At 35.4% G+C, this 12,183-nt stretch carries 12 protein-coding genes and 1 other RNA gene; 8 read left to right on the plus strand and 5 right to left on the minus strand.

What is annotated here, in order from left to right; all coding sequences use genetic code 11:
* Nucleotide 1: 1 nt before the first annotated feature.
* Nucleotides 2-1,180: a pyridoxal phosphate-dependent aminotransferase gene (locus tag EW15_RS03645; RefSeq protein WP_038652037.1), complete on the minus strand. Its 1,179-nt coding sequence runs from the start codon at nt 1,178-1,180 to the stop codon at nt 2-4.
* A 100-nt stretch (nt 1,181-1,280) separates the two neighbouring features.
* On the opposite strand from EW15_RS03645, the gene EW15_RS03650 reads away from it, so the two are divergent.
* Genes EW15_RS03650 through EW15_RS03665 form a run of 4 tightly spaced genes read left to right on the plus strand, consistent with a single transcriptional unit; the run spans nt 1,281 to nt 4,879 of the window.
* The gene (locus EW15_RS03650; RefSeq protein WP_225866600.1) at nt 1,281-1,685 is read left to right on the plus strand and encodes a VOC family protein; all 405 of its coding nucleotides are present in this window, start codon (nt 1,281-1,283) and stop codon (nt 1,683-1,685) included.
* The gene (locus EW15_RS03655; protein WP_038652040.1) at nt 1,682-2,245 is read left to right on the plus strand and encodes a uracil-DNA glycosylase; all 564 of its coding nucleotides are present in this window, start codon (nt 1,682-1,684) and stop codon (nt 2,243-2,245) included. Before EW15_RS03650 ends, EW15_RS03655 begins: the two co-directional genes overlap by 4 nt.
* Before the next feature lie 52 nt (nt 2,246-2,297).
* Entirely contained in the window at nt 2,298-3,521 is a 1,224-nt protein-coding gene (gene ispG, locus EW15_RS03660) for a (E)-4-hydroxy-3-methylbut-2-enyl-diphosphate synthase (RefSeq protein WP_038652042.1), read from the plus strand.
* 53 nt (nt 3,522-3,574) lie between these two features.
* A complete protein-coding gene (locus EW15_RS03665; RefSeq protein WP_038652044.1) occupies nt 3,575-4,879 on the plus strand; it encodes a S41 family peptidase in 1,305 nt (434 codons plus the stop codon).
* Here EW15_RS03665 and EW15_RS03670 read toward each other — a convergent pair.
* Together EW15_RS03670 and nadA are read right to left on the minus strand one after the other, a co-directional pair.
* On the minus strand, nt 4,876-5,433 hold the full coding sequence (locus EW15_RS03670; RefSeq protein WP_038655135.1) for a DUF1543 domain-containing protein: 558 nt from the start codon (nt 5,431-5,433) through the stop codon (nt 4,876-4,878). The genes EW15_RS03665 and EW15_RS03670 overlap by 4 nt on opposite strands.
* A gap of 8 nt (nt 5,434-5,441) precedes the next feature.
* Nucleotides 5,442-6,428, minus strand: coding sequence for a quinolinate synthase NadA (gene nadA / locus EW15_RS03675; protein ID WP_038652045.1), 987 nt, complete (start codon nt 6,426-6,428; stop codon nt 5,442-5,444).
* Here nadA and EW15_RS03680 point away from each other — a divergent pair.
* The gene (locus EW15_RS03680) at nt 6,428-7,318 is read left to right on the plus strand and encodes a TIGR04168 family protein (RefSeq protein ID WP_038652047.1); all 891 of its coding nucleotides are present in this window, start codon (nt 6,428-6,430) and stop codon (nt 7,316-7,318) included. The two genes, nadA and EW15_RS03680, sit on opposite strands and share 1 nt — an antisense overlap.
* A gap of 39 nt (nt 7,319-7,357) precedes the next feature.
* On the opposite strand, the gene EW15_RS03685 is transcribed toward EW15_RS03680, so the two are convergent.
* On the minus strand, nt 7,358-8,107 hold the full coding sequence (locus tag EW15_RS03685) for a TPM domain-containing protein (protein WP_038652049.1): 750 nt from the start codon (nt 8,105-8,107) through the stop codon (nt 7,358-7,360).
* An 86-nt stretch (nt 8,108-8,193) separates the two neighbouring features.
* On the opposite strand from EW15_RS03685, the gene EW15_RS03690 reads away from it, so the two are divergent.
* Entirely contained in the window at nt 8,194-9,396 is a 1,203-nt protein-coding gene (locus EW15_RS03690) for a class I SAM-dependent methyltransferase (RefSeq protein ID WP_038652051.1), read from the plus strand.
* On the opposite strand, the gene aroB is transcribed toward EW15_RS03690, so the two are convergent.
* Entirely contained in the window at nt 9,389-10,495 is a 1,107-nt protein-coding gene (aroB, locus tag EW15_RS03695; protein ID WP_038652053.1) for a 3-dehydroquinate synthase, read from the minus strand. The two genes, EW15_RS03690 and aroB, sit on opposite strands and share 8 nt — an antisense overlap.
* 272 nt (nt 10,496-10,767) lie before the next feature.
* Here aroB and EW15_RS03700 point away from each other — a divergent pair, with 272 nt between their 5' ends.
* Both EW15_RS03700 and ssrS read left to right on the plus strand, forming a co-directional pair.
* Entirely contained in the window at nt 10,768-11,913 is a 1,146-nt protein-coding gene (locus EW15_RS03700; protein WP_038652056.1) for a 5-(carboxyamino)imidazole ribonucleotide synthase, read from the plus strand.
* 21 nt (nt 11,914-11,934) lie between these two features.
* Nucleotides 11,935-12,116, plus strand: a non-coding RNA gene (ssrS, locus tag EW15_RS10455) — 6S RNA.
* Nucleotides 12,117-12,183: the final 67 nt, after the last annotated feature.

A 12,183-nucleotide genomic window follows, 5' to 3' on the forward strand; every position in this document is an offset into this window, starting at 1 on the left:
TTTAAAAATAATTTAAGAGTTTTTCTAACCTATCAACTCCATCGTTGATCATTTTATTTGAAGATGCATATGAGATTCTTATGCATTTGTCATCACCGAAAGCAATACCTGGAACTATTGCTAGGCCAACCTTTTCTAGTGCCAATTTACAGAAACTTATTGAATCGATATCCTCTAGATTAATTTCTGGGAAAACATAGAAAGCTCCACTAGGAGGGACAAAAGAAATATTTTTTATTTTTTTTAGTCTTTCTGTTATCAATAATCTCCTTTTGTTATAAATTTCTGCCATTTCATGAACGCAATCTTTTGAGCCCTGAAGTGCGGCAATAGCTCCTTTTTGAGCAAAACTGCATACATTGCTTGTACTTTGACTTTGTAAAGCAATGGCTTTCTTTATTACCTCTGTATTTCCTGTTAGGTATCCAATCCTCCAGCCAGTCATTGCCCAAGCCTTGGCAAAACCGTTGACTGTAAAAATTCTATTTTTTAAATCTGGTGCTATTTTTGCGAAACTGTGATGAACTTGATTTGGAGAAATAAGAAATTCATAAATTTCATCACTCATTAAAAAAATTCTTGGATGTCTTCTTAAAAATTCAGAAATAGTATTCATTTCTTGCTCTGTTAAAACGCAGCCTGTTGGGTTGCTGGGAGAGTTGATAATTAATAACCTTGTTTTTTCAGTTACGTTTTCTTCTAGAGAATTGATATCTATTTTGAAATTATCTTTAGTTGAAGATTTAATTTTAATTGGCTTGGCACCAGCTAAAAGGGTTATCTCTGGATAACTAAGCCAATATGGTGAAGGTATGAGAACTTCATCTCCAGGATTTAAAACTACTTGAAATAAATTGTATATTGCTTGTTTCCCTCCATTTGTTACCAAAACATTGTCTGTGTTTGTGGGAACTTTATTAATATTTGATTGCTTTTGGGCAATGGCTTCTCTTAATTCTGGATCTCCAGCAGCAGGTCCATAACGAGTTTTTCCATCTTTTAATGCTTTTAGAGTGGCTTCGATAATAAATTCTGGGGTATCGAAATCAGGTTCTCCAGCGCTTAAACTACAAATGTTTTTTCCTTCAGCTTTTAAAGCCTTAGCTTTTGCGCTGATCTCAAGAGTTAGAGAAGGTTTTATTGAGAGAGCTCTTTTAGATATCTGTGATTTTTCAGTCATCTTCGAAGCATAACTTCAAAATGTTTTTCTTAGATTCACTTTTAAAGTGAATTGATCTAATTACAAACTTACTACTTAATCAGATACTTGCATGCCTTTGATGAACATAAACTTTGTAATTGCTTCTGAAAACCCTAAAGAATTGTCTGATTTTTATGCCAAGGTCAACTCTGACAAGGCAAATAAAGGTTTAAATGCAACTCATTATTTTATTTCAATAAATAATCGATCCAAAATACATTTTTATCGACCTAATGAGAATCATGAATGGCAAAGGAAAGGAAATTCAACCTCATTGTGTTTTCAAGGTGAACCTTCTGAAGATCCATCAAAAATGATTGAAAGGTGGATTTCTGAGATATTAAAAATAGGAGGTAGTGTTATGGGTATACCAAAATTGGCAAACTTTGGGGCTGAGCAATGGATTCTTGATCCAGAAGGTAATAAATTCTTGATTTTAGTTCCGTACCTCTCAAAAGGATCAGATTTGGATGCTCTGATGTGAATAAAAATAGCGCGTCTGATAAAGACTTTTCTGAAGTTTGTAATTTAAGCAATTCCATAAACAAAATCGTTGTATCCAGGGGTAACCCTTTCGCTAAGTTAATGATTATTGGAGAAGCTCCAGGAGCAAAGGAGGAGGAGATAGGAGAGCCTTTTGTAGGAAGGTCTGGAAAATTACTTGATAAATTGCTTCAAAATGCTGGAATTGACATTAACAAAGATGTTTATTTTTGCAACGTGGTCAAATGTAGACCACCCCAAAATAGACGCCCAACAAAGATTGAAATACAAGAAAATCTTCCTTGGTTGTATCAACAAATAAAACTTGTAAACCCCAGAGTAATAGTCCTAGTTGGAGCAACAGCATTAGAAGCTATTTTGAAAATTAAGTCTCGTATTAGTATCCTCAGGGGTGAATGGATTAATTGGGAGGGCAAACTTGTAATGCCTGTCTTCCATCCATCTTATTTAATTAGGAATCCATCTAAAGAGGAAGGAAAACCAATGAGTCTGACTAAATCTGATTTTTTAAAAATTAAGGAAAAAATTGATTTTTTATAATAGCCCTTAAATATGTCATCCTTATTTATTAAAGAGGCTCAATTGTTAACTCATGATTGCGACCCTGGCAAAGAATATGGAAGGAAATAATCTCTCTCAGCGATATAGCACCAGAATTATTCGTAGAGATACTAGGCCAGTAATGGTCGGTGATATTGGCATCGGTGGAGATAATCCAGTGCGTGTTCAATCAATGATTAATGAAGATACGATGGATATCCAGGGGGCAACGGCCGCAATAAGGAGATTGCATGAAGTTGGATGTGAGATTGTCAGATTAACAGTTCCAACTCTTGCAAGTGCAAAAGCTGTGGGGGAAATCAAGAAACTTCTAGCTAGCACTTATCAACCAGTTCCTTTGGTAGCGGATGTTCACCATAATGGAATGAAAATAGCTTTAGAAGTAGCTAAGCATGTAGATAAAGTTCGTATCAACCCTGGATTATTCGTTTTTGAAAAACCTGATCCCAATAGAACTGAATTTACTAAAGATGAAATTGATGCAATTAAAGAGAAGATCATACAAAAATTCCAACCAATTGTTAATACTCTTAAAGAGCAAAATAAGGCACTCAGAATAGGCGTTAATCATGGCTCTTTGTCTGAAAGAATGTTATTTGCTTATGGAGATACTCCATTTGGAATGGTTGAATCAGCTATGGAATTTATTCGAATATGTCATTCATTAGATTTTCATAATATTGTAATTTCGATGAAGGCTTCTCGAGCTCCCGTGATGCTTGCAGCTTATAGAATGATGGCTGACACAATGGACAAAGAGGGATTTAATTATCCTCTGCATTTGGGTGTAACGGAAGCGGGAGATGGGGATTATGGAAGAATTAAAAGTACAGTAGGGATAGGCACATTATTATCCGAAGGTATTGGAGATACCATTAGAGTCTCTTTAACAGAGGCACCCGAAAAAGAAATACCAGTTGCATATTCAATTTTACAAGCGGTTGGTTTGAGAAAAACCATGGTTGAATATATTAGTTGTCCTAGTTGTGGTAGAACATTATTTAATTTAGAGGAAGTTGTAGCAAGAGTTAGAGACGCTACTCAACATTTAACGGGTTTGGATATTGCTGTAATGGGTTGCATAGTTAATGGGCCTGGAGAGATGGCAGATGCTGATTATGGTTATGTAGGGAAAGGCGTTGGAACCATTGCTCTTTATAGGAATAGAGATGAAATTAAGAGGGTACCTGAGGATGAAGGTGTTCAGGCATTGGTTGATTTAATTAAAGAGGATGGTAAATGGGTAGATCCTTAAAAATAGAATATATTTTTTTATTGTTTTAGTATTAGAAAAGTTATTTGATAATTATGTTGAAGAGATTTTTAAAAATATGTTTACTTATAGCTATTTGCCCTTCACCTTCTTTTTCTTTCCAGGCTAATTCCTCTACTTTGATTACTAACAATCCAAAGGAGATTATTGATCAGGTATGGCAAATTATATATCGCGATTTTTTGGACTATTCAGGGAAATATAAGCCAGAAGATTGGATTAAATTAAGAAAGGAAATACTATCAACTAAATATTTTGATAATGACGAAGCATATATTGCCATTAAGGACATGTTGACAGAATTAGATGATCCTTATACCAGATTTTTAGATCCTAAAGAATTCAATGAAATGAGAATAGATACAACGGGTGAATTGATGGGAGTAGGTATTCAAATTTCTCTAGATGAAGTTACTAATCAAATTGTTGTTGTATCACCAATAGAGGGAACTCCAGCCTTCCTCGCAGGAATCAAACCGAACGATATAATCGTATCTATAGATGGTAAGCCTGTCGAAGGTCTGAGCATAGACAGTACTGTTAAACTTATTCGAGGTAAAAAAGGAACGAAGGTTGAACTAGGTATTATTAGAGACGAGGAGTTATTAAATATCTCATTAATACGAGATAGAATTGAAATTAATGTAGTTGATAGTCGAATAAATAATACAGTTTCTGGAGCAAAAATTGGTTACGTAAGGTTAAAACAATTCAATGCAAGATCTCCTAAAGAAATGAGTTTATCGATTAATAAATTAGAAAAACAACAACCTTTTGGTTATGTATTAGATCTTAGAAGTAATCCTGGTGGTTTGCTTGAGGCAAGTATTGAAATAGCGAGACAATGGATAAATACAGGAATTATTGTTAGTACTAAAACAAAAGATGGAATTACTGATGTTAGGAAAGCTAAAAGTAGAGCCTTAACTAACAGACCAGTTGTGGTTTTAATCGATGAAGGATCTGCGAGTGCTAGCGAGATTCTCTCTGGAGCAATTAAAGATAATAAAAGAGGAGTATTGGTTGGGAAAAAGACTTTTGGTAAGGGACTAGTTCAGTCTGTCAGGTCTCTTTCTGATGGCTCAGGTCTAACAGTTACGGTCGCAAAATATTTAACACCAAGTGGTAAAGATATTAATAAAAATGGCATAGAACCAGATGTTAGAGTTGATCTTTTGTTAAATGAAAGAAATAAATTAACAAATTCAGATATAGGAACTTTAAAAGATAGTCAATATGTTGCGGCTGAAAAGTTATTACTTAAAAAGTTTAAAATTGGCAGTAATAAAAATTCTTATAACCCCTTGAAATCAAATTTGGGTTATGCCCTGAAAAACTAGCTTAACTTGTCAATTCTCCTATATCCATACCAGTCAGGAATGATTTTTTCGTCTCTTTTCTGAACGTCTGGGATCAGCTTTATTACCCAATTCTTTATTTTTATAGGATGCAAATCGTCCACCTGCTCAATATAATTTATATCTGAGTAGTCATCATTATGTTTATTTTTTAAAGTTGTTTCCCAATTCTTTTTGGCTTTTTTCTTTGCCTCAATAGCTTTTTGTGCGACAACTAGTTTGAATTCATGTTCTTCATACATCTTTTTAGGATTGTACCCACCTAGATTAACAAACCAAAGTTTTAAGTCTTCTATTTTGGGTGAATTTAAATTATCTTTATTAGATTTAGAAATGATTATTTGATAGCCATCTATATATTTAATACACTTATAACTATCAATATGGAGTCCTCTTTTTTTCCCTAACCATTGTTTCCTAAGCTCAGGGAATGTATCCTCTATTGTTTCACCTAAAACCCATCTTACATCGTGTATTTCTATATTACTTTTTAGACTTCTTCCCCCTAAAACAACAATAAAAAGAGATAAATTCACTCTTGAAATCAATTACTCATATCAAGCATTTTTTTCAGTGGCTTATAGGCCATTGATCTAATTTGTTCGTCCATGTGCAACTCCGGATTCATTTCTTTTAGGCAATTTAATACTTTTTCTAAGGTATTCATTCTCATGTATGGGCATTCATTACAACTACAACCATCTAGTCCAGGTACTTCGATATATGTCTTTAAAGGGTCTTTTATTCTCATTTGATGAATTATGCCTGGCTCAGTTAGCACGATGAATTTATCTTTTTTACTATTTTGAGAATAGTCCAGCAATTTGCTTGTTGAACCAATGAAATCTGCTAAATCTAAAAGATTCTCTTGACATTCAGGATGGGCAAGAACTTCAGCGGTTGGATTTTTGATTTTTAATTTTATAAGCGATTCTTCATTAAAAGTTTCATGGACGAGACATCTGCCTGGCCACAAGGTTAATTTTCTGCCACTTTGACGTTCAACCCATCTGCCAAGATTTCTATCTGGTGCAAATAAAATAGGTAAATCTTTGGGTAATTTGTTTACCAGATCAACGGCATTACTACTAGTACAAATTAGGTCACTTTTTGCCTTCACCGCTGCACTGCAATTTACATAGCTAATAGCAAAATGATCAGGATGCTTGTCTAAGAATTTTTGGAAGTCATCAGGTTGGCAATCATCTGCGAGTGTGCATCCAGCATCAAAATCAGGAAGAAGAACAGTCTTCTTTGGACTCAAGATCTTTGCTGTCTCAGCCATGAAATGAACTCCACAAAAAACAATGACGTCTGCATTTGTTTCAGAAGCTTTTCTGGATAACTCAAGAGAATCTCCAATAAAATCTGCAATATCCTGTATCGCAGGCTCTTGGTAGTAATGAGCAAGAATTATAGCGTTTCTTTTTTTACGCAAAAAATTGATCTCATCAATGAGATTTTTGCTTTTATTTGAGACTGATGTATCAGTCTTGTAATAGGAAACAGTAGTAATTAGTTTCCAATTCAATGTGTTGGGGCAGTATAGAGGGTAATTTCCAAAAAAATCTGACAGATATCCGAATTGCTATCGCTGGGGATTTACATGGCTCATGGAGTCAGGATGATCTAGATCTGCTTTTGGAACTGAATCCTGATGGTGTTTTATTTGTTGGTGACTTGTCAGATGGCGATTTAAGAATTGTTCGGGGAATAAATAAAATTTCTATACCCACTTCTGTAGTACTGGGAAATCATGATAGAGGTAGAGACGGATCTGGGAATGTTTTACAAGCACAGTTGGATTTGTTAGGTGAAAAGAATTGTTCATGGAATTTATCGAAATGGGCATTAAAAGAACTTTCTGTCGTTGGAGCTAGACCTTGCAGTGGTGGGGGAGGGTTTTTCTTAACACCAGAAGTTAAATCTGTATTCGGGGAGGTCAGCCTTGATGAATCTGTCTTTAGGATTGTTTCTGCGGCTAAGTCTGCACCATTAGATTTTCCTTTATTAATACTTGCTCATTCTGGACCAGTAGGTCTTGGATCAGAGGCTTCAAGCCTTTGTGGCAGAGATTGGAAATTGCCCTCAATGGATTGGGGGGACAAAGATCTTGGTATCGCAATTGATCAAATTCGTAAATTTAGAGTTCCAGAATTAGTCGTTTTTGGCCACACTCATCATCAATTAAGAATTGGGGGGAATCGAACTAGAAAAACTTTTGCTCAAGATTTATGGGGGACTTCATATTTAAATGCAGCGTGTGTTCCAAGAAGAGGTATTGATTCTGCAGGTGAGAATTTGTGTCATTTATCTTGGGTTGAGTTCTCTAATAACAAGCTTATTCATGTATCCCACAGATGGTTTAGGAAGGATGCATCAATTGCATATAAAGAGATTTTATTAAACCAAGAAAACTAGTTTTCACTATATTTCTATTTTCTTCAGATCCATTTGACTTTAACTTTGCTTGTTTAAATCAGGATCCTTAAATTTTCTTTCTGCGATCAAATAAGCACCAATTGCAGAGCCTATAAATCCCAAAATATTTCTCATTAAAGGCAAAATGTCATTAGTTCTTGTTACAACAGGAGCAATGCCAAAAATTCCAAATAGCATTATCCAAAGTGGAGAAAGGAGCAAAAGCCATCCTATTGAAAATGATTCATTTTCTTTTCTTGGAGAAGCTGCGAAACCTGCAATTATCCCTCCCAACAAAGAGGTCAATAAAGTCCATTGCCATTGTTCTTGGGGTAAGCCGGGTACAACTTCACAACCACCACGGTCTAAGCAGGTCTCCACTGCTTGTATTGAAGCTAAGATTGCACCGTCCTCTCCATTATCTCTTACATAAAATTGGTTTCCAAACCTAGTTTGTAATTCCACCCAAAATATTCTGGGCATGAGTGCAAAGTATGCATCTCCAACATTAAAACTGAGTAAATTTCCACCTCTTGGATCAGCGATTATGAGTAAACTTGTCTCATCAAGATTCCAATAGTCCTTCACTGCTAAACCAGGAGTTTTCTCATATTGCGACAAAACCCTTATTTTCCACCCAGTTTCTTGTTCATAAGAATTTAGTGAGTTCTCCAAGTCTAATCTTTGTTTCTCACTAAGAGTTTTTGCGAGATCGATTATGGGTGTTTGTTCTTTTGGTAATAGTTCAGGATTATCGTATGCAAATGCGTTTCCGCCCATTGAAAACATAATCAATAGTCCCAGACAAAAAATCATGGCTCTATTAAATGATTTCTTAAGCATGTGCTTGATTTTCTCTGAAGGTATTCTCCATCATGATTGACCCGACCGCGAGATGTCCTCAATGGTTAGTTGATCGCATTGGAGATAGTGGCGGTTCAATTAGTTTCTACAGATATATGGATTTAGTATTAAATGATCCAGATAATGGATTTTATTCAACTGGAAAATTGACTATTGGTAAGAATGGAGACTTTTGTACTTCACCATCTTTGAATAATGATTTTGCACGTTTATTAGCTATTCAAGTAGTTGATTGGCTTCTTGATATGGAAAAATCAGGAATTGATTCGAAATTGTTATCTATTGTTGAGGTTGGTCCAGGAGAAGGGACTTTATCAAGAGACTTGATAGTGGCTATCGCTGAAATCGAACCTGATTTAATCAGTAAAATTGAGCTTGTATTAGTTGAATTAAATGTAGGGATGAGAAGACGACAAGAAAAAGTAGTTAATAATTTGGAGGGGATAAATTATCGCTGGAGCAGTATCGAAGATCTTATCTTAAGACCAGTAACTGGTGTCGTAATTGCTAATGAAGTTTTGGATGCATTCCCAGTAGAGAGATTGGTTTTTAGTGACAATAAAGTTTTTAGGCAGGGAGTTGCTTTAAAAAAAATGAATGATGAATATTTTTTGGAGTTTGTTGACCTCAAGCCTACTTCGAGGATTGTTAAATTTTTGAAAGAATCTAATACCCTTTTGAAAATTGAGTTTCCACCAAAGGATATTTGTAATAGATGGGTCACCGAATGGCATTGTGATATCCCGAGTTGGTTTAGAAAATTGTCTAAGGTTTTAATTGATGGCTCATTATTAGTTGTCGACTATGCGATGGAATCGAAGCGCTACTACAACGCAATGAGAAAAGACGGTACTCTTATTTCCTATAGAAATCATGTGGCAAACTCTAATGTTTTAAAAGATGCTGGCTTTTGTGATTTGACAGCTCATCTATGTATCGAATCAACCATTAATTATGCTCTGTTTAACGGATGGAAGTTTATGGGTGAAACCAGGCAGGGACAAGCTCTCTTGGCATTAGGACTTTCAAATTTTCTTTATTCTCTTCAAAATACTAATAATAATGATCTCTCATCGGCATTAAATCGTAGAGAGTCATTATTGAGGCTAGTTGATCCAATGGGACTGGGGGACTTTAGGTGGTTGGCTTTTCAGAAGGATAATAGTGATGAGTTGATTTTAGGAAACCGTTTTCTTGAAGAGCCAATTAACTGATTTTTTGCAAGCATTCACGTATTTCTTCATTAGAAATGTTATTAAATAATTTTACATCACCAATTTTTAAGGGCATAACGAAACTTACCTTGCCGTTCTTAACTTTTTTGTCTCCTTGAAGTGAGCATAGAACACTTTCTATCTCAAGCTTGGGCCAATTAGAGGGTAAGCCTGCTTTCTCTATTAATCGTTTCTGCCTTTTCGCGTCATCCTCTTTCCAAAGTCCCCTCTGTACCGCTAACTGACCAACTGCAACCATACCCATTGCTACGGCCTCACCATGAAGCCATTTCCCATAACCGCAAAGATTTTCTATTACGTGGCCAAATGTGTGACCATAATTTAAAAATGCTCTAATTCCACTTTCCATCTCATCTTTTATAACAATTTCTGCCTTAGATTTAGCAGAACGCTTAATTATCTCTATTAGTAGTTTTTCTTTTATGTTTGAAAGATCAGCAATATTTTCTTGCCTTTCTAGAAGATCGAATAGTTCTAAGTCTGATATAACTCCGTATTTTATTATTTCAGCCATACCTGCTTTAAACTCTCGTGATGGGAGAGTAAATAATGTTTTAGGGTCTATTAAAACCAATCTAGGTTGATGAAAAGCACCTATAAGATTTTTACCTTTCGAATGATTTATGCCTGTTTTACCACCAATAGAAGCATCAACCATGGCAAGTAATGTTGTGGGGATTTGGACTACATTTATTCCACGCAACCATGTAGCAGCTGCAAAGCCTGTCATATCTCCAATCACGCCACCTCCAAGTGCAATCATTAATGATCCTCTCTCTAACCTCGCTTCATATGCCGCATTGTGGATTAAATCTATAGAAGATTGATTTTTTTGATCTTCTCCAGCTTTTATTATTAAAAGCTTTGCTTTGAATTTACTTTTAATCAAACTTTTAATTATGCAATCACCATAGTGATCAGAGACTTCCTTGTTGGATACGACTAATATTTTTAGCCCTTCCCTAAAACCAATATTAAATAGCTCATCTCCTATGCTTTCAAGACTATTTTTTCCAATAACTATTTCGTATGGGTTGTTAGTTAGAGAGACTTTAATATGGTGGTTGTCTTTATTCACAGTTGTGAGGGTATAAATTTTTTGATGGTTTATTACATTAAATCATCAAAATATAGAAGTAATTATATGGTTGATGAACACATTTTATAAGCAAATGATATGTATTCATATACGTTAAGTATTTTTTCTGGGATCACATGGTGGAATATTCTTTGGGTTGTGAATTAAGGATGTTTTTATTAAAATCAGACTTCATAGATTATTTTATTTGATAGTGCGCGATTTTGTTATTTGCTTGCTTTCAAAGCTCTAAAAATGAGGTCTTTAACTAAATGATTGGGGTCGTGGGCGGAGGACAGCTTGCAATGCTTTTGATTGAGGCTGGAAAGAAAAGAAATGTTGATGTAGTTGTTCAGACGGCAGCTAAAACTGATCCTGCTGCTAAAAAGACAAATCAAATCATTTTGCATGATCCTACTAATCCAGAGGGTACAAAACTTCTTGCTGAAAAGACCCGCTTGATTACTTTTGAGAATGAATGGGTTGATATCTCAAGTTTACTTTCTCTTGAAAATAATGGGGTTTCTTTTGTCCCTAGACTTCAATCAATAAGACCTTTAATTAATAAAATAACGCAAAGAGAGCTATTAAACAGTCTTGATATTCCCTGCCCTGATTGGTTGGCTATACCACTAAAAAAATCATCAGAAATAGATCTTCCTGCAGATTGGGGATTTCCTTTAATGGCAAAAGCTGCCAAAGGTGGATATGACGGAAAAGGAACTAAAATTATTAAAAATCTAAAGCAACTTCAAGAGTTTCTATTGGTTGAAAGAGAAGAGCAATGGATGTTAGAGAAATGGATCTCTTTTGATAAGGAATTATCCATTGTTTCTAGTAGGGATTCAAAAGGAATTGTCCGTAGCTTGCCAATTGTAGAGACATATCAATCTAAACAAGTATGTGACTGGGTCCTTGCTCCCGCTGATATCAAACATGACGTTGAGCTTATGGTTAGGAATATCGCAGCGTCGTTGCTTGCCGAGTTGGAATATGTGGGAGTTATTGCTATTGAATTTTTCTATGGATCTGAAGGATTACTTGTAAATGAAATAGCTCCAAGGACTCATAACTCAGGTCATTTTTCTATTGATGCTTGTAGCAGCAGTCAGTTTGATCAACAAATATGTATCGCCTCTGGTATTAATGTCCCCATGCCTGAAATGCTTGTTAATGGTGCTTTAATGGCAAACTTGCTTGGTTTACAAAGTAACTATGCAACATCACTTACCCAAAGATTGGATGATTTGAGGGGAATTCCCGGTTTGAATGTTCATTGGTATGAAAAAGAGGAAGAAAAAAAGGGCAGGAAGCTTGGACACGTTACATATCTCTTGAAAAATAAGGACGCTTTGTCTAGAAAAAAAGAAGCATTAGATGTTTTACAAACCATACGTTCAATTTGGCCGACCTCTTGATAACATTTCTTTTAGATTGTTCCAGTACTGCTTTGTTGGTATAGGCCTTCTCAAGTGCTCTGATCTGACTCTCTTTCGATATGGGGAAGCTGTCGTGAAAGTGACGTATACCAGCCTGTTCTGGAAACGAAGCTCCACTTTGAATCCCCCTCTGGTTCTTCCAGGTCGATGCTTCTTGGGCCTTACGGCAAAGCGGTACTTTCTCTCAATTAGTGGGTTTAGATAACATATTAGTTTTGAATAATTAAATTATTTAACCCTTATTTTAAT

The sequence above is a fragment of the Prochlorococcus sp. MIT 0801 genome (assembly GCF_000757865.1).
Taxonomy (GTDB): Bacteria; Cyanobacteriota; Cyanobacteriia; order PCC-6307; family Cyanobiaceae; genus Prochlorococcus_B.